This window comes from Paenibacillus nanensis (assembly GCF_003583765.1).
GTDB classification, from domain to species: Bacteria; Bacillota; Bacilli; order Paenibacillales; family Paenibacillaceae; genus Pristimantibacillus; species Pristimantibacillus nanensis.
On sequence record NZ_QXQA01000018.1, the window covers coordinates 1 to 21,999 of the forward strand.

13 protein-coding genes are annotated in these 21,999 nt (G+C 53.0%); 10 read left to right on the plus strand and 3 right to left on the minus strand.

The features are described 5' to 3' along the window. Positions 1-813 precede the first annotated feature (813 nt). The 3 genes from D3P08_RS22415 (at position 814) to D3P08_RS22425 (ending at position 3,773) form a co-directional block, all read left to right on the plus strand. Positions 814-2,064 (plus strand): MFS transporter, encoded by a 1,251-nt coding sequence (locus tag D3P08_RS22415; RefSeq protein WP_119602362.1) that lies wholly within the window; start codon positions 814-816, stop codon positions 2,062-2,064. 131 nt (positions 2,065-2,195) lie between these two features. Next, complete coding sequence (locus tag D3P08_RS22420) at positions 2,196-3,062, plus strand: VOC family protein (protein ID WP_119602363.1); 867 nt, start codon at positions 2,196-2,198, stop codon at positions 3,060-3,062. A 93-nt stretch (positions 3,063-3,155) separates the two neighbouring features. Continuing rightward, positions 3,156-3,773: a nitroreductase family protein gene (locus D3P08_RS22425; protein WP_119602364.1), complete on the plus strand. Its 618-nt coding sequence runs from the start codon at positions 3,156-3,158 to the stop codon at positions 3,771-3,773. Positions 3,774-3,830: 57 nt separating this feature from the next. Here D3P08_RS22425 and D3P08_RS22430 read toward each other — a convergent pair whose 3' ends face one another. Further along, positions 3,831-5,810, minus strand: a complete 1,980-nt coding sequence (locus D3P08_RS22430; RefSeq protein ID WP_119602365.1) for a sensor histidine kinase — start codon at positions 5,808-5,810, stop codon at positions 3,831-3,833. Between the two features lie 34 nt (positions 5,811-5,844). Further along, entirely contained in the window at positions 5,845-6,510 is a 666-nt protein-coding gene (locus D3P08_RS22435; protein ID WP_119602366.1) for a response regulator transcription factor, read from the minus strand. A 245-nt stretch (positions 6,511-6,755) separates the two neighbouring features. Here D3P08_RS22435 and D3P08_RS22440 point away from each other — a divergent pair, with 245 nt between their 5' ends. Further along, positions 6,756-13,919 carry a carboxypeptidase regulatory-like domain-containing protein gene (locus D3P08_RS22440; RefSeq protein WP_162848572.1) on the plus strand — a complete coding sequence of 2,388 codons (7,164 nt, stop codon included), beginning with the start codon at positions 6,756-6,758 and terminating at the stop codon, positions 13,917-13,919. 426 nt (positions 13,920-14,345) lie between these two features. Beyond that, positions 14,346-14,984: a hypothetical protein gene (locus D3P08_RS22445; protein WP_420819054.1), complete on the plus strand. Its 639-nt coding sequence runs from the start codon at positions 14,346-14,348 to the stop codon at positions 14,982-14,984. Here the strand turns inward: D3P08_RS22445 and D3P08_RS22450 are convergent. After that, positions 14,936-15,583 (minus strand): SIMPL domain-containing protein, encoded by a 648-nt coding sequence (locus tag D3P08_RS22450; RefSeq protein ID WP_162848573.1) that lies wholly within the window; start codon positions 15,581-15,583, stop codon positions 14,936-14,938. The genes D3P08_RS22445 and D3P08_RS22450 overlap by 49 nt on opposite strands. A gap of 248 nt (positions 15,584-15,831) precedes the next feature. Here D3P08_RS22450 and D3P08_RS22455 point away from each other — a divergent pair, with 248 nt between their 5' ends. The 5 genes from D3P08_RS22455 to D3P08_RS22470 all read left to right on the plus strand — a co-directional run bounded on the left by D3P08_RS22455 (position 15,832) and on the right by D3P08_RS22470 (position 21,892). Continuing rightward, a complete protein-coding gene (locus tag D3P08_RS22455; protein ID WP_240647711.1) occupies positions 15,832-16,686 on the plus strand; it encodes a hypothetical protein in 855 nt (284 codons plus the stop codon). A gap of 145 nt (positions 16,687-16,831) precedes the next feature. Then, complete coding sequence (chrA, locus tag D3P08_RS22460; RefSeq protein ID WP_240647712.1) at positions 16,832-18,019, plus strand: chromate efflux transporter; 1,188 nt, start codon at positions 16,832-16,834, stop codon at positions 18,017-18,019. Between the two features lie 87 nt (positions 18,020-18,106). Further along, the gene (locus D3P08_RS27430) at positions 18,107-18,280 is read left to right on the plus strand and encodes a hypothetical protein (RefSeq protein ID WP_162848574.1); all 174 of its coding nucleotides are present in this window, start codon (positions 18,107-18,109) and stop codon (positions 18,278-18,280) included. A 243-nt stretch (positions 18,281-18,523) separates the two neighbouring features. Then, the gene (locus D3P08_RS22465; protein ID WP_119602370.1) at positions 18,524-19,327 is read left to right on the plus strand and encodes an AAC(3) family N-acetyltransferase; all 804 of its coding nucleotides are present in this window, start codon (positions 18,524-18,526) and stop codon (positions 19,325-19,327) included. A 357-nt stretch (positions 19,328-19,684) separates the two neighbouring features. Next, complete coding sequence (locus D3P08_RS22470) at positions 19,685-21,892, plus strand: helix-turn-helix domain-containing protein (protein ID WP_162848575.1); 2,208 nt, start codon at positions 19,685-19,687, stop codon at positions 21,890-21,892. Positions 21,893-21,999: the final 107 nt, after the last annotated feature.

Here is a 21,999-nt window from a genome sequence, read left to right on the forward strand (position 1 = left end):
AATACTGAAAACTAAAAAAGGTGGCAATGGTTTGGCGGGGGAGGAGGCCTCCTCCCCCGCCAAACCAACTCACTAATCCATCTCAGATGGATATTCTACGGGCTTACACAAACTTCTTGACGCTACCAATGAGGAGCTTCAATTCTCATAAAAATCCTGCAGATTTGCATTAATTTCAAATGAGGAGCTTCAATTCTCATAAAAATCCTGCAGATTTGCATTAATTTCAAATGAGGAGCTTCAATTCTTATAAAAATCCTGCAGATTTGCATTAATTTCAAATGAGAAGCTTCAACCCTCATAAAAATCCTGCAGATTTGCATTAATTTCAAATGAGGAGCTTCAATTCTCATAAAAATCCTGCAGATTTGCAACATCTTGCTGACGAACGGAAAGCGGCTCAAAAAATATTCACTTTTTCGGCGACGGAAGTGCTATCCAGATTTTTCTTTACAACGTTCCCGGTCATCTGCTATTGTAATGCAAACGCGACGACGAGAAGAGTAGACGGAATACGGTCTTTCGCAGAGAGCTCCGGCAGCTGAAAAGGAGCAAAGAACGTCCCGTCGAACCAAGGCTCTGAGCATCGCATCGGAACCGGCGCCTAAGCCGGGGATGGTGCGACGGGTGCTCCCGTTACCGGGCTAGGGTATAAGCATTCGCATGGCGTGCCGTACCTGAAGAGGCTGACGCGGCGACGCGTTTAGCGAATAGGGATGGCACCGCGATGATTAATCTCGCTCCCAGGACCACAGGGTCTTGAGGGCGAGATTTTTTTGCGTTTATGCAGAGATGATAGGGGAGGGAACGGAGATGACGGAAACATGGAAATGGAAATATCCCGCTTTGTTATTGTTCGGCGTCGGCGTCTCGAACATCGGCGGGTGGATTTATTTTATCGCGCTTAATTTGATCGTGCTGGATATGACGCAATCCGCTCTTGCGGTATCCCTGCTTTATCTGATCAGACCGCTGGCCGGGATCGCCGCGAACAGCTGGTCGGGTTCTTTCGTTGACCGGATCGATAAACGGAACTTGATGACGGCGCTGGACTTCTTAAGGGCGGGGTTAATCGTGCTGCTACCGCTGTATGCATCCGTCTGGTACATGTATGCGCTTGTCTTTTTGATTCATATGGCGGGAGCTGTTTTCGGGCCGGCATCCATGGCTTACACGACGATGCTGATTCCGGAGGAGCACAGGCCGCGGTTCCAGTCTATGAACGCGTTGATAGGTTCAGGCGCTTTCCTGATCGGCCCCGCCGCCGCCGGACTTCTCTTTCTGCTCGGCACGCCGGTGTTCGCTATCTATATTAATGCGGCCGCCATGGCTGTGTCGGGACTGGTAACCCTCTTATTGCCGGGCTTAGAGGACGTTTCAAATAAGAATGCTGAAAATGACGGGGAAAGAGGAGTCTCGTGGGCGGTCATAAAGCGGGATTGGGCTGAGGTGCTGCGGTTCTATCGGGGAAATGCGTCTATTTTTGTCATCTGCTTTCTGTTCAGCGGGGTCATGATGGTCATGGCTTCCGCCGTTGATTCGCTTGAGGCGGCGTTTGCCCGGACGGTGCTCGGACTATCCGAAGCCGAATACGGCGTACTGGTCAGCCTATCCGGCGCGGGCATTATGGCGGGAGCGGGCTTAAACGCTTTGATGGCCAAAAGATCCTCCGTTCCATGGCTGATAGGCGGCGGCGTTCTTGGCGTGTGCGGGGGCTATTTGGTTTATGCCTGCTCGGCGGCTTTTTTGCCCGCTGCCTGCGGTTTTTTTGTCCTCGCTTTTTTTATGGCGTTTGCCAAGACGGGCTTTGCGGTGTTTTACCAAAAGCATGTGCCGGTTGAGCTTATGGGGAGAGTCGGCAGCGTCAATGGCATGATCGAGAGCGCGCTCATTATGATCATGACCATCGCTTTCGGATTGGCGGCCCACCTGATCGCGATACAGACGGCGGTCATCGTCGGCGTTATGATCATGCTCGCGCTCGGGCTTGCTCTCAGCGTGTGCGTCTGGAAAGCATCGAAGAGAAGCTTCAGCCAATCGCGACCCGAAGCGCTTCAAAGATAGGCAGCAAGTTTTACGGGAATACTAGACGGAAAAGAATGCAGGCGGCAGGAGCATTGACGGAGCATCATAATATCGATATACTTAGTTACAAATAGTAAGTAACAATTAAAATTGAAGAGGTGTTCGCGAGGGTGACTACACATACATTGCATCCGTCAACCAGGCTTGGCGAGGTGAAGCTTAAGGTCAGCAGCCTTGAAAGATCGCTGGCGTTTTATCAATCGGTCATCGGCTTTCAGGTGCTGCGCCAGGAAGGCCGTACAGCCGAGCTTACGGCGGACGGCACGAACGTCCTGGTTGTGCTGGAAGAAGTGCCGAATGCGGTTATCGTGCCGGAACGCTCCTCGAGCGGCTTGTATCATTACGCGATCTTGCTTCCTACAAGGAAGGCGCTGGGCGTCGCGCTTCGGCGTCTGTTGGAGCACGGCATCAATGTTGGGCAGGCGGACCATTTTGTCAGCGAGGCTTTATATATTTCAGATCCCGATCTGAACGGCATTGAAATTTACCGCGACCGTCCGAGAGACGAATGGGAATACGATGCGCAGGGCATGGTGAAAATGGGGACGGAGCCGATCGATTGGAACGGACTTTTGGCGGAAGCCGAAGGCAGCGAGTGGCAAGGACTGCCGGCAGGGACGGTCATCGGCCATGTGCATTTTCATGTTCGTGACTTGGCGGAGTCGAAGCAGTTCTACTGCGATGCTTTAGGATTTGAAATCGAAGTCGATATGATGCGATTCATGCGCGCGTTATTTATTAGTGCGGGACGTTATCATCACCATATCGGCTTAAATCTTTGGGCAGGCGCAGGAGCGCCCCGCGTCCCGGCGAATGGAACGGGAATCGTTTATTTCACGGTGGTGCTGCCGAATGCTGCGGAGCTGGAGAAAACAGCGTTAAATATGAAGCAATCCGGCTATACGGTAGAACGCGATGGGGATATATGGTGGACGGAGGATCCAAACGGCATAAAAGTAAAACTTGTTGCCGCTTAACGCTAAGCATCCGAATAGGGAACTATCGGACGACGAATAATAAATTTCGGGTTTTTATGACATCAATCCTATAACCGAGTGGAGGAAAACGGAATGAACAGCAGCAACGTAGCGACAAGAGACTTTTACACTGCATTGAAAGAAAGACGTTCGATTTACGCCATCAGCAATGAGCAGGTCGCATCGGACGAACGGATAAAAGAAATTATCCATCATGCCGTCAAATATACGCCGTCTTCCTTTAATTCGCAGAGCGCTCGCGTAGTTGTGCTGCTTGGAGACAAACATAAGAAGCTTTGGGATATTACGACCGACACGCTGAAAGCTGTCGTTCCCGCGGATAAATTCGCGCCGACGCAAGAGAAGATGGACGCGTTCAGCGCAGGCTACGGCACCGTTCTCTTCTTCGAGGACGATGAGGTTGTAAAAGGGCTGCAGGAGCAGTTCGCGCTTTATGCGGACAACTTCCCGGTCTGGTCGAATCAATCGAACGGGATGCTGCAGCTCGTCGTTTGGATTGCGCTCGAGCAAGAAGGTTATGGCGCTTCCCTCCAGCATTATAATCCGCTCATCGATGATAAGGTAAAAGCGGAGTGGAACATTCCTGCAAGCTGGAAGCTGATCGCGCAAATGCCGTTCGGCAAGCCGGTCGCTCCCGCAGGCGACAAGGACTTTCAGCCGCTTGAGGAGCGCGTGAAAATTTTTAAATAAGAAATTAGGAAAGGTCCTCCCCAGGCCGTTGAAATACGGCGGTTGGAGAGGACTTTTTTATGCACTCTCTTTCAAAGGGATGTCAATCTTCAATACGGAGCCATAGCGATTGTCCAGTGAAGTCAGCTCAATGGAGCCTCCCAGATGTTTAATCCTCTCTTTCATTGCGGACAGACCAAACCCGTAAGGTACAGCTGTATAAGGGGCGCCGTCATTGCAAAGGACGAAATGAAGCATGTCACCCTCCACGCGCAGAGTGAAGAAGAAGAGACTGCTGCCGCCGTGCTTGATCCCGTTGGTCAGCCCTTCCTGAAGGGCGTGGTAGACGGTTTTTTTGACGAACGCATCGAGGACGGGGAGGGGGTGGATGTAGCGTTCGATTATAACGCCCGCCATTTGCTCGGTTTCATTGATAAGCTCATTAAGCAAAATAACCAGATCGTCCTTAGACGGCCGTTCCTTCATCATGCGCACGGCCGCCCGCACGTCCTCCAGCCCTTTGCGGACGGATTCGAGCGCCGCTTCCAGCTTGCTTTGGGCAGTATCGGGATCAATGCGCAGCAGCCTTTTGGCTGCCTCGAGCTGCATCGCCGCCCCGGTCAGCTTATGGCCGAGAATATCATGGATTTCGTGGGCGATTCGATTGCGTTCCTCCCAGATGGCCACTTCGCCAAGCGCCTCGTAGGTTTCCATCATAGAAGCCTGCAGCTGACGGTATGTTTCCTTATCCTTCAATTCGTCGAGCTCCTGTAATTTCCTGTTCTGCTCCTTTAACTGACGGGCATAGTGGTGCACCTGATCCTGCATGTCTCTTAAGTAACCAAACAAGGCTAGACCGGAGCAAAGAACAAATATAAAGCCAGCGACATACATCATTTCCGGCTGCCAGTAAATGGCGTAGAGCGGAAGCTTGGCCAACATCCACTTTTCGATGGAGGGAAAGAGGCGAAGCAGCCAGAACTGCACCCATAGCAAAATCATGATGCCGTTCCCAAGCATAACCCACTCCGTCTTCCCGTCAACCTGAAAGCGGTGAACGCGGACGATCGAAAGTGAAGCTGCTATCAGCACGGCAATCAGCAGCCCTTGAAAAAGCTCTCCTGTCATCCATGCGTAAACATCCTGATTCATCCAAGCCAATACGGCGCAGCAAGGCAGACAGACGGTTGTTAGGCGCCGAAGCCATGTCGTCAGGGACCGGAAGCCTGGGCCGTATATTTGCTCAAGGAACGCCAGATAAGCGACCATCGCAAACGGCAGGAGAAGCGGAGAATAGTAAGCGAGTGCTGAGGTATCCGCATAGTAGTTTAAAAACTCGGCGTTAATCACGCAGCCAAAACCGTTACTGATATTGATCAGAGCAAAATACAAATAAACGAGCTGCTTACGGTTTGCCGCGAACACTAATAGCGAAACAGCACCGAGGAACAGGAACAGAACGCCGAGCAGCGCTCTGACGGCGTTTTGCCGAAAAATATGACTAAAAACCTCTTCGGCAGGGAGCGCGACAACAGAGGACTCAAGCAAGTCCAAGCCGGGACTCGATTGCTTGATACGGATCAAAACATCGCTTCCTCTGAAATCGTGAAGCGGCAATAGGCGAAGCTGATTTTGCGTGCTCAGCCGGGGATTATAAGAATCGATGTTGAACCGGAAAGCAGACGTCCCGTTAAGAAATACTTCATACCTGTCGACGCCTCTAATCCATAATTGGGGATCCCGAGAAGGGAGCTCGGATGAAGGCAATCGGATCCAATACTCGCCTTCGAAAGCGCGAGTTCTGGCGAGCTGCGCCGCCTCGTAAGGTTGGAGCCACGACGCATCTTCCGTGCGAACGATGCCGGCTTCGACCGGCAGAGCGCCTACATGGATTTCAACGCCGGGCATTTCGCTTGCAACGCCCTGCCCAATCGGAAGGTTTGCTTTCTCCAGTCCACCATTGATCAGGCTGGTAAGCATGACGCATGCAGCAACCCCTATCGTCACAAAAAGCGCATATTTGAAAATGAGCGTGATTCCACGTTTTTTACGTTCCATCACAAGTTGTTTCCTCCCGCCGACAGCCGCGCTCTTATGTCATCATAAGCCCCTTCAAGTGCAGAATCGCTTTCGTTCGTTCGTTTACGCCAATTTTATGATAAATAATGCTGACATAGTTTTTGACGGTTCCCTCGCTCATAAATAAGTTTTGCGCAATTTCCTTATTGGTGCTGCCCTCAACCAGCAGGTGAATAATTTCCTTCTCACGGTCGGTAAACGAATGCCCCTGTTTGAAGCGAGCCGCAGCGGCCGGTTTTGCCGGAGCCGCCGAAAGAGCGGAGATACGGGCGGCAAGCTTGCCAGCGATAACGCTTGGCATCATCAGCTGCCCCTTGGCCGCCTCGCGGACTGATTGCACGATTCGATCCGCCGGCATGTCTTTCAGCAGAAACCCGGCTGCGCCGCTAACGAGGCTGTCCACGATATATTCATCCTCCGCGAAGGTTGTCAGCACGACTATTCGAATATCGGGGTTCTTCGCTAGAATAAGCCGAGTCGCTTCGATTCCGTCCAGCAGAGGCATACGAACGTCCATTAAGATGAGATCGGGCCGGCAATCGAGCGCAAGCCTCACGGCCTCCTCGCCGTTATCGGCAAGTCCTACGACTTCCATATCGCTCTCCAGATTAAAGATCGTCTGAAGGCCGTCCCGGAGCAGTGTTTGATCATCGGCGATGACAAGTCGTATTTTGTTCAATATAAACCCTCTTTCTGTTAGAAATGGGATTCCGTCTAAATAAATCTATTATAAACCAAGGTTGATTTGATGAAAGATGCAAGATCGCATTTGTGACGGAGAACATGACTGTGGTCATAGAGGTATTCATGACGCCGGTGACTATCGTAAGAAAATGGGCTGATGTAGGATGTGGTTTAGATTATCGTTCGTTATTAAGAATGATAAACCAATCTATTTCTAAGAAGGTCAGGGTGATTACAATTATGTACGCAAGTATCAAGAGGCAGCGACGAAAGCTCGGCAAGCGGCTTATCGCCATAACGCTTGCGGCGACTATGCTGATCGCTGCGCCGCTGCAAGCGGCAGCGCAATCGGAAGGCGCGAAGCAGCTGAGCCTGATTGAGGAAGCGTTCCAGCCGCTGCTCGAGGATTTGGAGTTCGAAGCTGAGGCTCCGGTTGCAGAGGAAGGGGAAGAGCCGCCGGCCAATGAAGGGGTTGAGGAGCCGGCAGCGGACGGCAAGTCTCTGGAAATCCCGGTCCTCAACCCGCTGAAGCCGTATACGAACAGCAAGTCGCTGGTTATCGAGGGGACCTCCATCCAAGGTGCGAGGGTTACGGTTTGGGTTAGAAAGTATTCCGATTCCTATAGAGGCGGAACGGCCACGGCCGACGAGAACGGATATTTCCAAGTTCCGATTACCGTATCCTCGGAAGGTCCGTATTCGTTTTATGCCCTCGCTCAATATAGTGACGGGAGTGTAAGCCCCGCGTCACTGCCGGTTCATACGGAAATCGATATTTCGGCCCCGGAGGACCCGATGGAAGGCAAATGGATTTCGCCAAATGCCTCCCAGATCGAGGTTAGCTGGAAAGCGCCGTACAAGCCGGAATATCCCGTCCTCTATCACATTCACCGGAATGGCGTCAAGGTGGGGGAAACGTCGCTGCTCTATTTCCTAGACGAAGGTCTGAGTGAAGGGACGATATACGAGTACGAGGTATATGGCGTCGATGCCGCAGGCAATCTTTCCGATGCCCTCGAAATTACGGCGACAACGACCAGAAGCGATATTCAACGGGTAAGCTCGCCCGAGGCAGGTGTAATCCGCGGGACGGCGATCAGTCCGGACGGAAAGACGGTAGCTTTCGTAGAGGAAAAAGATTCGAAGTACGTACTTCATGTCAAGTACGCCGATGAGCAGGAGGAGCATCTAGTTGAGACGGAAGTTGGAGGACCGTTCTACGATATTCAATTTAGTGAAGATGGCCGCTACACATTATTCAGTGCGCAGACGGAAGGGTACGACCATTACACGGAGCATGTTTTCAGTTATGACCGGTCGACGAGACTGCTTAGCCAGATAACAGAAGGTCCGGAGAGCACCTATATGTTTCAGGCGAGGGAGGACGGCCGGTATATCGTATATTTACAAGACAGTGAAAATTACGGAGATCCCGACATCCTGATGAGCTATGATCTGAACAGTAATTCCCGCACGCAGTTACCGCTGCCGGAACCATGGGGTGATAGGGCGGTAGTTAAAGGAGTATCCGCAGATGCACGGTATATGCTGTATGCATTGCCTCTGCCGGAAACCGGTGAAGGCGGCGATACCGAATTATATCGTCATTCGTTTGATACCGGCGAAACAATTCTCCTATCGGAGGCCTTTCCCGATACGGAAATCAGTTTGTCCGCCGATGGGAAGACGGCTGTTTATGAGGATAACGGCATTATTTATTTTTATGCCTTAGAGACAAACGAGCATACGGAACTCATTCGAAATGACAGCAAGTTCAAATATAGGATGCCGGTCATCAGCGCAGACGGCAGCACCGCCGTTTTCCGCTTCGAAGACCTAACGCCAACGAAGGACACAAGCGTCAGCAACGACGGCTTGAGATGGTTGAATTTGACGACAGGAGAATTAGGGGAAAGCTTCATTCACCCTGGATATGAAATCGAGGATTACAGCTGGCATATCGATGCCAAGGGGGCAAAGCTGATCTATGATGCGGAGGATGTAACGCGCCGAAATGAATACGGCTGGTTTCCATCCGCGGCCTATGTCTACTGCATGGGCGGCGTCTGTTCGGACGTTCCTCCCGATGAGGGAGCGGCTATCGATTCCTTTACTTGGAAGGCGGCGGTAACGGGAAGCGAGGCGGAGCTTGGCAGCGAAATTACGTTCCTTATGGAGGGAGCGGCAGGCATGCAGTCGCATGCGGTCGTTTCATACAAAGCATGGATGCCGGATTATACGGGGACGGAGGAGCGAACGTCAACGGTAGCGCTTGCCGAAGCATCGGAAGGTGTGTACCAAGGCGTCTTCAAGCTTGAAGAAGGCATTCAAGAGCTGACGGCGATTAAGGCAATAGCGGAGAAGGACGGGAAACAGGCGGAGGAGCAAGCCTCCAGGCTTCCGATTAAAGTGAGCGGACGACTGGACATTACGCTTACGGCGAGCGACCCGGCGGACTTGGAAGGCGCCATGCTGGTCGGATGGAGCGAAGCGAAACAATCGGGCAACCGGTCGACCGCTATTGATGGAACGAGCCTGCAGCTGCCGCTTCAAGCAAGCGACGATTACCAACTGCGGCTTCTTGACGCTCAGGGCGGCAAGCTTGCGCAAAGCGGATTGGAACCGATCGTCATCCGAAACGGGGTTGCCGATACTTATTCCATGAGCGTGCAAATACCGGCAGCCATGGAAGTGCTGGTGACGAACGCCGATGGCGATAGGATGCCGAATATTCCGTTAGTTTTGAGCGATCCCGTGACAAAAAAGACGCTTTCCGCCGCCGCAACGGACTCCGAGGGGCGCGCCGCATTCGCTTATGGTTACGTTGGAGAGGATGTTTCCATTACAGCGGAGGTTTGGCGTCCGTATATAACTCCCGATGTTCAAACCGTTACGCTGGGAAAAAACACGAAGGTGCAGATTGTCGTTCAAAATTTGAACGGCACGGTGAGCGGCACAGTCCGGGACGAAAGCGGTAAACCCGTTGCGGGCGCAACCGTTATGGTTACACAGCCGGGATTCACCAAGACGGCCGTGACCGATTCGCTCGGAACATACAAAATGATTGCTCCGCGCGGCACGTCAACGATTGAAGCCTATCAGACCGAAACGCCGTTTCTTAGAAGCAGGGGCTATGAACAGATTTCTGTTAGCGAACGAGTGACCAAAGACATGACGTTGTTCAGCAACTCGAATGGCCATGTCGACATCAAGCTGTACAGTAAGCTGATCGATACCGATTGGGAGCAAATCGAGCTGAATCGTAGCGCTCTGCAAAGCTACCGGCTGCAGGTTACCGGTGAGAAAAATCGTCCCGTCTCTTATAAAGTTACAACTAACCGGATATTATTCGTAGCAGATCCAGGAGAGACGCTTAACTTGTGCATTTCGAAACTTGCCGGAAACGAGCAGCAAGGCGATTGCGAATCCGTTCGGCTGGACGACCAACGGAAAGGAGCTGTTGAGCTCCGGTTAATGGAGTCGTCTGCGATAACGGGAAAGGTTGTCTTTGATCCGAAGCGGTTCTATTCCGTTTCCGTATTGGTGCAGCCGATCGACGATTCCGGCAAACGGATCGGCGGCAGCGCGTACCAAGTAACTGAGGATTTCAAGCTGTCTGTCCCGAAGGCCGGCCGTTACGCGGTTGAGTTTACCGGCAGACCGAGATCGAGTGATATAAAGTCGGTTAAGGTATATAAAGAAGTTGAGGTAGGCGAAGAACAATTCATCGAGCTGGGTGAAGTCGAGATTAAGGAGGGCGGCCTGTTTGTCGGCCGGGCGAACTTTCTGACCTCATCGCTAGCGGAGGTGCTGGCCGGAGGAACGTTCACGCTGAGAGGCAGTTACAAAAACGAGACCGGAAGAGGGCTAGCCGATTCGGAGATTATCCTAGTCATTCCTTCAGGGACGTCCCTTATTGACGACAGCGTGATTCATAATGGTATAGCGGTTACGCCCGAGAAACGCAGCGACGCTGAATACGCCATACATGTGGGCAATATGGCAAACGGACAGATCGGTGCCTTCAGCTATAAGCTGCGCGTCGATTCGGACGCTGCGGAGCATGTTAGAGCCGAAGCGCGAATTGCATTTACATTCGGTGAAGATGGCGCTCGGATGGAGGAAACGATCGGCACGACGCTGCTGAGAGTGACTAAAGTTACGATCAGCGCGCCGGATCGAATCTCCCGATTGACGTTCGAGGTAAGCGGCCGCGCTCCTGCAGGCAGTAAAGTTCTGATCTACGACCAGGGGCATTTGCTTGGGGAAGCTGAGGCATCTACCGGAGGATACTATGCAAGGAATGTTACAATCGAGGATATTCCGCTGAATCCGTATCACGCGCTAAAAGCGATAGCGGTTCATAACGGCGCGGAAATGCATTCCGAGGAGCTTATTGTTCAACACGATCCCGCGCATCCGCAGCCGGTTGAGCTGACCGTCTTTCAAGGAGAGACCAAGAGGACAGTTGATATTACGAAAGGAAAGCTTCGTTTGAGCATGCAGTTGGACGATAGAGATCCGCTCATGTTCGCGCTCAAATTCAATGAGCCGGATAAAGTCGAAAATGTCGTCATTTATTCGGGCAAACACGGATTTCCCGCAACTTACGACGCTAAGAAAAAACTATTTTACGCGGCGCAGCCGCCTCCAATCCAGGTGATTGCCGAACCGATTTCGGTCACATACGACCTCAAACCGGATCCGTTCCGGCCGTCGGATATGACAAATGATGAAATAGCGGAGGCGCTGTACGAGGCGCTGCCGAGGCCGATGCAGGAATGGAAGACTGAGGTCGTTCCGCCAGACGGCTCGGCAGCATCAATAACGAGCTCCCGGATATCCGGCCCGACCGTTCTTATCGGTTCCAGCTCGAATTCGGCTGCCAAAGGCAAAGTCAGTGTCGGGGCCGAGGATGTTCCGAACTTTGTGCCGGATCCGCTTAAGCCGGGACAGCCGCCTGTCTATAATTTAAGCTACAGTATCAAAAATAGGGGCGACGGCGGGATGACCGTTCATTTGGAGTTTATCGTGCCGAACGACCAAGCCGCAGCGATGGGTTATGCCAGCCTGATCAACAAAAGCGGCAAGTTTACAAAAATTGATATGTCGCTTGAAGCTAATTTGGAGGGCGTCTCGGATCTATACGATGTGATTGAGTCCGCGCTGGAATACCAGGATACCTATGATGAGATTAGCGACTTGCTTCATAAAGTGGAGACGGCGGACTGCATGCCCATGGACAGAATCAAGTATCATGCGCGGGAAGCCGAGGAGCTGATCGATCATTTGTCCACGGATCTGGTTTTGGTCTACACGCTTCAAATCGTTGGAATCGCAACAGCCGCGAGCGGCGTGGGCGTCCTTGCGGGACTTGGAATCGCCGCACTCAGCATGGTATTGGAAGAAGCGCTTGAGCAGCAATGGGAAGAAGTCTATGACAAATTCAAAAACAATTTAGAAGCGGATATTAAAGCGGCGCTGGAATCGCCGGAATGCAAAACGGACGATGATCCGACGGACCCGCCGACGAAGCCGGAGCCGCCGACTAACGCTCCGGTGCCCGGAGATTTAATCGGGTTGCCGACTTGGATTTTCGACCCGAGCGGTTATGTGTTCGAAGCCGTTCCTTCGAATCGGCTGGAGGGCGTAACGGCAACGGTTATGGAAAAGGACCCGTCTACGGGGGAATATCATTATTGGAATGCGGAGTGGTTTGACCAGCAAAATCCGCAGATTACGGGTTCGAACGGACGCTATGGCTGGGACGTTCCGGTCGGAACATGGCAGGTTGAATACCGGAAGGAAGGCTACGAGCCGGCGCAGAGCGCGGAGCTTGTGGTACTGCCGCCGCATTTCGACGTCAATATTCCGATGGTATCGTTGGCGCCTCCGACAGTGGAAAGCATCTATTCGCAGGATCAAGATTTCTTGATCGAATTCAGCAAGTACATGGTGCCCGCAACGGTTACGGCGGATAAGCTGAAGCTTATGCGAGGGGGCGAACAGCTGCCGTTCACGATCGAGCCTGCCAACGCCGAGGCGGATCTGGAGGGACGCACGTTCGCGAGCGCGTACCGCATCAAAGTGACGTCGCCGCTTTCAGAAGGCGATATCGTTACGGTTACTGTAGATCCGGCCGTGTTCAGCTACGCACAGGTGCCGATGCTGCAGCCGTACACCGCCGACGTAACCGTGACTATAGGGACTTCTGTTCCGGAGGACGTCGTCCGTGATATTCAACTGATCAGCGGGACGGATGGTGTCGGATTGATTTGGTCCGAAGAAGAGCGGGATTTGGTCCGGCATCTGAAAGCATACTGGAAGTCAGACGCTTCCGATCTATGGCTCGAGCTGGAAATTCCGACAGGCGTCGGCACGTATTGGTTCGGTGGGTTGAATGCCGGGGAGTCTTACACATTCCGTCTAGTTACCGTCGATTTGAACGGAAATGAATCCGAGGGGGTTACAATTTACGGCAAGCCGATTGGAGACGAGACGCCGGAAGACCGTACGCCTCCGGGAGATGTATCGGAGTTCGCCGCAGCGGCTGACAACAGCGGGTTAAAGCTGACGTGGAAAGACCCGTCCGATGATGATTTTTACCGCGTTCTGCTGCAACTGCGGAGGGTCGGCGATGATCAAGGAAAGACGATTTATGTCGAGAAGGGCGCTCAAACCTATACATTCACGGAGCTAGATGCCGGAACATACGAGGTGAGGGCTGCCGCAGAAGATTTGAACGGCAATGCATCAGCCGGTGTTGAGAAAGTAATCGATGTGCCAGCCTCTACGCCGGTTTCCGAAAGCCCTCATCCCGCGAATATTTCAATCGCGAACAACTTGTCCGGAAGGCTCGATACGATTACGGTTACAGGATTGAAGGCAGGAGACCTCATATCGGTATACCGTACGGCAGACGACGCCGACAAGCTGGGCGAGGCGACGGTTGCGGAAGGCCAGACGTCGGCGATTGTCAAAGTGCTGCAATTAGGAGCCGAGTCGGGACAGGTATACGTTTCTGTCACCAGCCTCGGGAAACTGGAGAGCGCCCGCGTGGTCAAAGCGTACAGCGCGGAACCTGGGTTGTCGGACGGCGTTGCGCCCGTGACCAAATTCAGACTTATCCCGGTCTATGCGATGACCAACACCGGCAGACCGTACATTAAAGGCTTCACGGTATCATTGCTGGCGCTCGACAATGAGGAGGGCAGCGGCGTGAGTACAACGCAATACCGAATTAACGGAGGTGGCTGGATGGTTTATACCGCGCCGTTCGAAATTACGGCCGGTATTGCAAAAACCGTCGAATATTTCAGTACGGATCATGCCGGCAACTCGGAGATGCCTATCAATACAATGGATTTTGTAAAAGGGACCTTTGAGGGAGCTGGCAGCTACTAAGCCTTCATGGTTTGTCGACAGCTTTAGGCAGGAAATCGCGGGAAGAGGGGGAGAGAGAATGGAAGAGCTCTGCAATGGTCACGAGGCCTCTGCCAAAAAAACGTGGTCAAAACCGGTTCTGGAAGTATTGTCCGTAAGGGATACGGCATTTTGCGAATATGTGTTCAATCCGGATACAGGGTTTTATCAGGAAGTGTGCTGGCCTTCGTAAAGTTGACGGAAAGTATTGTACAGTAACAGAGAATTGAAAGTCTAGATGGATTTTTTAATGCAGGACGAAGCGGCGATAGGCCGGCTTCGTCCTTTTTCGTACGAGCAAGCCGGCCATGTTCCCGGTACCAAGCAGAGTTGGTACTATTCGCTCCCATGGTTCGTTGATATAGTGAGAGCAAGCTAAGTCTTACTATGAACGAAGAGGTGTGGAGCATGCCAACGATGAACGACATGACAAGCTCGCAAAGCCCAACTTATATTTATATTTTGCTCACGAATACAGGCACGGTATTTACTCGATTGATCAAATGCTTTACCGGCGCTCCATACAACCATGCGTCCATTTCGTTGGATCCGCAGCTGGCGGAGCTGTACAGCTTTGGCCGGAAGGAGGCGCGCAATCCGCTGAATGCCGGCTTCGTTCGGGAGGATGTTTATTACGGCACCTACCGTTACTTTCCGAACACCACCTGCGAACTGTTGCGGTTGGAAGTGACGGCTCGTCAGAAGGAAGCGGTAAAGGCGGTTATCGATTATTTTAACCGCAATAAGGAGCGTTACTCCTATAATTTGCTCGGTCTGCTCGGCGTGCTGTTGAAACGCGACCTGCAAATCGAAAACGCGTGCTTCTGCTCGCAGTTCGTGGCCGAGGTGCTGTCCAAAGGCGGAGCCGGATTATGGAACGACCGTCCGTCCGCCTTGGTTACGCCGCAGGATTTCCGCCAGCACGGCCGTCTGGAGACGGTATACGAGGGGCGTCTTCACGACTATCCGGAGCTTGACAAGCATAAGCTTTATCTTGCTCAAGCGAACAGGTACCATGCCCGCACCGCCGCCTTAAAGGTCAACTGACCGGGCGCGATCGGAGTCGTCGCCGACATAGCCGCTGCTTTAAAAAGAATCGGCCCGTTATCCGGCGAAATTTCCTCTACTTTGCAAGGCACAGCCGAAAGGGATACGCCAAGCGCGGCGGCGATGCCGGCAGCTTTCGTTTGAGCGCTGCGAACGGCGGCCTGCAGCGCCTGCGCCGCGAACGCTGCCGCCTCGGAGGAAAGAAACGTGATGTCTGTGACGGTGTTCGCGCCATGAGCCGTTGCTGTATCGATTACGGTTCCGGCGCCATCGACGCCGCTTAACGCGACTTCCAGCAGATGCGTGACTTTATAGCCGCGAAATACCTGCCTGCCGTCGACATAATCGTATTGCGGTTCAATGCTGAACGATTCGGTCCTGATGTTCTCGCGCGGAATGCCGAGTCCGACTAGAGCGTCAATGACCGCGTTCATTTTTTCCGCGTTTTCGTTTTGCGCGGGCAGCACCTCCTTGCCCTCCGTTACGGCTCCCAGCGTAATCAGCGTCCGGTTCGGCGCCGCCGTCACTTCGCCAGTACCCGTCACCTCAATCGTAAAATCACATGTGCCGCCGCTCTTTCCGTTTAACTCCGGTATCATCCCGATCATCCTCTCATCGCTTCTATCGACCAAATAATCGCTGCGTATGATTTACATTATGGCCGATGAATGGCCCTCATTCAATGAAAGTGCGCCGGTCATGCAGCTCCTCGACTAAAGTCCAGCGCTGCGGGGTCCGGAGCAGGAGGACTACCGCATGAACCGGCCATCCTCCCTGCGCCTGTCACGGAGGCCCCTATTCTCTTGTAGAGTTAAAGCTACAAATCTACAAAGAACAAGGTGATCGCGTGAACAAAACGTTATGGTTCAAAGAAGAAAAGCTGCTTGCATGGACGGGAGTTTTGGGCGTTGTTATGGCGCTGCTCTGCGGCATTGGGGCGTTGTTGTACGGGGTAGAGGACACGCCGGGGAAAGGGCTTGCCAAAGCTTTTTCCTTTAACGCGGCACTAGGCGTATTTCTCCTGTCGACAGCCGCGATCAGTCCATTATCCGGCATGAAACCAAAGGGAAAAGCCGTGTTTCGATGGACGTATTTTACGCTGGCGCTGTACTCGTACTTTGCGGAAACGGTTCAGCACGCCCGAGGGGTTAATCCCCGGTTTGTGGAGGATGGGAGCGCGTTCGACAGCTTGGTTGCGAACGGCTTTGCATTCGTTGCGCTGCTTCTTGTCGTGTTTTATTTGTTTTTCGCAGCGCAGTTTTTCCGTAAGCGCTCCTATGCGCTTCAGCCGGAAATCGTCATGAGCATCCGATACGCCATGGTTGCGGTGCTGCTCTCCTTCGCGGGCGGTATATGGATTTCAGTAAACGGCGGACGGGATTTCGGGGCGGACGGCAATTTGATTTGGTTTCATGGACTAGGCTTCCATGCCATACAGGCCCTTCCTATTGTCGGTTGGCTGACGATGCGGGCAACGATGCCGGCAATGGCAAAGCGGATGATTATCCACGTATCCGGAATCGCCTTCCTTGGCGGTCTTCTCGCCATCGGCTGGCAGACGGCGCTGGAACGTACGCTTGCGGAATGGACGCTGCTGCCGCTTGCCGCGCTGGCTTTCTTCCTGGTTGTTACGGCGGCCGGCGCGCGGGCGCTGCTGGAGGCTGTTCGAAGTACTCGCGCCGCGTCTGCTGCATCGAAATGAACGATCGGGTAAGGATGTTTTAATCGGAATAAGCTTACTTGCCATCGTTTGCTTCACCATACCTTTACTTTTCTTGAATGGACATTTCTTATACAATAGCTCTAACTTTAAGAATGGATATGGAGCTATTGGAGGTTGCGCGGCATTGAGGAGCAAAGCGGCAATTTGGTTTGAAATATGGTGGGTCGCAACGAAGCTGGGGCTCACCTCCTTCGGGGGACCGACGGCGCATCTCGCTTATTTCCACGAGGACTATGTGAAACGGCGGAAATGGCTGGACGAACGCCGTTATGCGGATTTGATGGCGTTATGTCAGTTTTTGCCCGGTCCCGCGAGCAGCCAGACCGGTATTGGGATCGGCCTGATGCGTGGAGGGTTGCTTGGCGGAATGCTGGCATTCCTTGGATTTACGTGGCCGTCGGCGGTCGCTTTAGGCGTGTTTGCCTGGCTGATGGAAGGGATTGACGTCTCTCAGGCAGGCTGGCTGCACGGCCTTAAGCTGGTAGCCGTCGCGATCGTTGCGCACGCCATATGGGGGATGGGGCAGAAGCTGACGCCAGACCGCGGTCGAATGTCCATAGCGATTGCCGCGGCAGCCATTTCCTTGCTGTGGGAGTCTGTCTATTCCCAAATCGTCGTAATCGTGGCAGCCGGTCTGCTCGGACTGTGGATTTATCGGAAGCATGAAAAAACAACCGATCCTGCATTACTTCAGAGCGGGGAAGCCGACGGCACTATTAGCCGCAAGACGGGAATCGCCTGTCTCGCTATATTCGCGGCGCTGCTTATTCTGCTGCCTCTTCTTCGCGAATCACACGCCTTGCTTGCGATGGCGGACAGCTTTTACCGGACCGGCTCGCTTGTATTCGGCGGCGGCCATGTCGTGCTGCCGCTTCTCGAGCAAGAGGTTGTTGGGGCGGGCTGGGTAAGCGAGGAGCAGTTCCTGGCGGGGTACGGCGCGGCGCAGGCTGTGCCCGGACCGCTCTTTACGTTCGCATCCTTTCTCGGCGCGGCCGCTTATGGCCCGCTTGGGTTCTTCATCGCGACGGCGGCGATCTTCCTGCCGGCCTATCTGTTAGTTGCCGGCGCGCTCCCGTTCTGGCATCGCTTAAGAAACGTTCCGCGCATGCAAAATGCGCTTGCGGCGATAAATGCTGCCGTAGTCGGCATTTTGCTTGCGGCGTTTTATGACCCCATCTGGACAAGCGCAGTCGCGGCGCCGCTCGATTTCTCGATAGCGCTCTTTCTATTCGTCTTGCTCGCTTTCTGGAAGCTTCCTCCCTGGATCATTGTGCTGATCGGCGCAGCTGCCGGGACGATCGCGGGTCTTTGACACTTTTTCGCGTTAGTAGGTATACATACCAGATAGATAGAAACACTGAGTAGTGGGGAGCACCTTTATAGGAAAGGAGCGAGGCCGATGGATACTACTCTTGGCGCGGACGAGGTCGTCCGCCGGATCAAGCAGCTGCAATCCGGCGGTGGATCCGTAAGCAAGAAGCAGGTGAAGCAAAGCGATCCCGAGCTGATGCGGAATGCGCTGTTCTATTTTCCTAGCTGGGAGCATGCGCTCAAAAACGCTGAACAATTGTAATCGACGTCTATACATAGAAGTGTAAAGCAACGAACTGCAAGCCATGCCGGCGGAGCCATCCGCTCGCATGGCTTCTTGTTGTTTCGCAAGGCGGCCCGCGCGCCAAGAGAGCGACTTTTGCGGCTTACAGCTCCGCCCAACCATTCCTTTAAACCGTCCTCTCCCTGTTCCGTCCGCCGCAAAGCTGATAAAGTAGACTTGATAAGTGACGAAAGAAAGCAGCTAGAGAGGATGGGTAAGGAAATGAAGGTTAATACTTCGGCGCTGCCGATGACCGTAAACACCTTGAAACAAGGCTTCGTTCAAGCGGGGGTTAAGCCCGGTATGACGATGCTGGTGCATACCTCCTTAAAGGCGATGAACCGGTGGATCGCGGGCGGACCGCCGGCAGTCGTCATGGCGCTGGAGGAAGCGCTTGGCGAAGAGGGGACGCTGGTCATGCCGACGCATACCAACGACTTGTCCGAGCCTTCGTACTGGAGCAGGCCGCCGGTACCGGAGGAGTGGTGGCCGATTATCCGGGAGGAGATGGCTCCGTTTCAAGAGGATTTGACGCCGGCCGAAAGGATGGGCGCTACGGCGGAGTGCTTCCGCAAGCAGAACGGCGTTCTGCGCAGCTCGCATCCGCAACTGTCTTTCGCCGCTAGAGGCAAGAACGCTGCTTTTATAACGGAGCATCATGCCCTGCATCATAGTTTGGGAGAACAGTCGCCACTTGCCCGTCTATATGATGCAGACGGATGGGTCATGCTCCTCGGCGTAGGGTTTGAAAACTGCACAGCTTTGCATCTATCGGAGCTCCGGGCAGCGTATGCCTCCAAGGCTTACGTCAAGCAAGGCGCGCCTTGCCTTGTCGATGGTATGCGGCAATGGGTCCGGTTCGACGATTTGGATTATAACAGCGACGATTTCGAGGCGATCGGCGAAGCTTTTGAACGGGAGATGGACTTGGTGAGGTTCTGTTTGATCGGAGACGCAAAAGTCCGGCTCATGCCGGTTCGTCCGCTAGTGGATTTTGGCGTTCGGTGGATGGAACGGAATCGGTAGCTTGCAGCGATGGATCGAGAGGCACGATATAAGCCTCCGGCGGCGGAGGAGGATTCGTTAGAGCGCCATATAAAGTAACGGCGGCAAGAAGCACAAGAACGGAGTTTCTCAGCTTGGTCAGCAAGGCAGACACTCTCCTATCCGATTAAGGTTCGTCAATAGGCTTAGTATAGCCAGCGATTGTGAAGAGAGTGTCAGCCGGATATAAAGGTTTAATGAAGAAGGCTTGAAGCTAGCTTTTAGAGGGTTAAATATAAGTTTTCCTATGGTTTTCCACCTATAATCAGGTATGCTATAATACTGTAAGCGCCTTCAATGTACGCGCGGTCATCCAAAACCGAGGAGGCCTGGTTCGATATGAAATTGAATTGGTATTATCGAACGCTGCTGTCCTACACCCCTATTTTTTTCATCATTATTTCTTCGCTTATTTTTGTCATCTTCGCGACCTTGAGCAGCTCTTCCCGGAATGAATACAGGGAGACGAACAAAGCTATTCTTCAGCAAGTCGTTCAAATTACGGATGCCAATCTGCAGTTAATCGAGCGCAACCTATCGAAAAAAATGTTCACAGGCGGGCTGTTTCAGTCGTTTTTCACGGACACCCCGAAAAACGTTTACGAGTACTACTTGATTCAAAAGGATCTGATGGAGCTCTCCTCGACCTTCCCGTTCAGCAATTCCATCTATTTGTACAATGCCAAAACAGGCGAATTCCTGACCACCTCCGGCAAATATAACGAGCGCACATTCGGTGACAGCGCCTTTTTCGACATCGCGTACCAAGAACCGGGGCTGCAAGGATGGACGAATCCTCGCGAGTTCACCGAGTCGGACCAGCATCATTCGGAACAGGTAGTCTCCATCTTCAAATATTTCCCGTATCCTTCGGATAAACAAGGGGCTGTCGTGCTTAACGTATCCGTCAAATCGATTCTGGATGAGCTAGGCCGGCTCAATCCTCAGAACGGTCCGATCGTTTTGCTGGATCCCAGCAATCAGCCGTTTGAGAGCGACAGTTCATCCAAGGGGAAATCGATATTCGTCCAATCGGATTACACCGGCTGGCAATATTATTCGGGGAGCGTGCATGAGGGCAAATTCACGCTGCTGTCCTTATTCTCGAATATATGGACGATCTTCGGCCTCGCCGTTATCGTTCTGGCGATCGTATGGTTTACCGTCGTGACGCATTCCAATTATAAACCGATTCAGACGATCGCCGGCAAAATCAATCCGTATATCGCCCGCCGCAGCGAAGGGCTGGGGATCAAGGCGTCAGGCAACGAGCTGCATTTCATTGAAGGCGCTATCGATCACCTGCTGGAGAAGACCGTTGACTACGATCATCTGCACAGCGAGCGTCAGCATCAGAGACTGCGGAGCTTTTATTACGATGTCCTTACCGGCAGCCGGACGGTGAACGATGAGGAGTGGGCCAGACAGCTGGACGGCTTTGGGCTGCCATACGCGTATGACCGGTTAGGCGTCATTGTATTCGAAATTGACCACTATGCCCGGTTCAAGGAGCAATACAGCTCTAGCGACCAATATTTGTTGAAATATATTGTAGAGAACGCCTTCCGGGAGCTTGTGGAGCAAAGGAAGCTGTGCATTTGGCAGGTGTGGGTTCAGCCGCATCAGCTCGCCGCAGTCGTTCATTGCGCGGCCGGTGTCGGCCAAGAGCAGCTGCGGCTCATTTGCGAGGAATACCGGGATTGGATTACGACACATTTGGAGCTTACCCTGTCTTCGGGCATCGGCGAGCTGGCCGAATCGATCAGCCGTATTGAAAAATCGTACCGGAGCGCGAGGCTGCACGTCTCGCATAAAGCGGCGTTCGGCACGAATGCGATTATTTGTCCCGTTATGGTCAAGAAGCCGGAGGGGATGAAACGGTTCAATTGGTACCAGGCGATGCAGGAAACTCTACATTTCTTCAAATTAAACGATTCGCAATGGACGGCCGGTCTAGACGGGATGCTTGAAGGCATGCGTCATTCGCTTCTGACCGGGACGGATCTCTCCGACTTCTTCCATCAGCTGGCGCATCTGCTGGATCGGGACATGAGCGAGCAATCGGCGGAGCTGCACCAGAGATGGCGCGAGCTTTACCGGGAAGAGCTTCTCCAGCTGGCCCTAACGATTGAAACGGTTGGCGAGCTCGAGCAGCAGCTTCCTCCCATCCTGACCCGTCTATATGAAGAGCTGGCGCAAGACCGCTCCAGCCGTTCCAATCACAGCTTGGCGATGCAAATGAAAGCCTACATTGATCAGCATTACGACGATCCGAATCTGAGCTTGAATCAAGTGAGCGATCTATTCGGCGTCAGTCCCAAGAACGTCAGCAGCATTTTTAAGGAAGAGCTGGATATAAAATTTATCGATTATTTGCTTAAAGTCCGGTTCGACCATGCGAAGCGTCTGCTTCTCGAGACGGAGGAGCCGATTCAGCACATCGCCGAAAGCGTCGGATACGTGCATGTCATTTCGTTTCACCGCGCCTTCAAGAAGCTGTTCGATCTTCCGCCGGGCGAGTACCGGAATGTGTACCGATCATCGTAACCAAAAGCATAAAAGCGCGAGACTGCTGCTAAATGCGGCAGTTTTTTGTTGCCCGCAGGAAGAAAGGTTAAGCGGGGGAAAGATGTTAAGTCCTTGAAACACATGAA

Bases quoted from the DNA above. Each gene is read 5' to 3' on its own strand.
- D3P08_RS22415 (WP_119602362.1), top strand. From the start codon at position 814: ATGACGGAAACATGGAAATGGAAATATCCCGCTTTGTTATTGTTCGGC.
- D3P08_RS22425 (WP_119602364.1), top strand. From the start codon at position 3,156: ATGAACAGCAGCAACGTAGCGACAAGAGACTTTTACACTGCATTGAAA.
- D3P08_RS22430 (WP_119602365.1), bottom strand. From the start codon at position 5,810: ATGGAACGTAAAAAACGTGGAATCACGCTCATTTTCAAATATGCGCTT.
- D3P08_RS22440 (WP_162848572.1), top strand. From the start codon at position 6,756: ATGTACGCAAGTATCAAGAGGCAGCGACGAAAGCTCGGCAAGCGGCTT.
- D3P08_RS22445 (WP_420819054.1), top strand. From the start codon at position 14,346: ATGCCAACGATGAACGACATGACAAGCTCGCAAAGCCCAACTTATATT.
- D3P08_RS22450 (WP_162848573.1), bottom strand. From the start codon at position 15,583: ATGATACCGGAGTTAAACGGAAAGAGCGGCGGCACATGTGATTTTACG.
- D3P08_RS27430 (WP_162848574.1), top strand. From the start codon at position 18,107: ATGGATACTACTCTTGGCGCGGACGAGGTCGTCCGCCGGATCAAGCAG.
- D3P08_RS22465 (WP_119602370.1), top strand. From the start codon at position 18,524: ATGAAGGTTAATACTTCGGCGCTGCCGATGACCGTAAACACCTTGAAA.
- D3P08_RS22470 (WP_162848575.1), top strand. From the start codon at position 19,685: ATGAAATTGAATTGGTATTATCGAACGCTGCTGTCCTACACCCCTATT.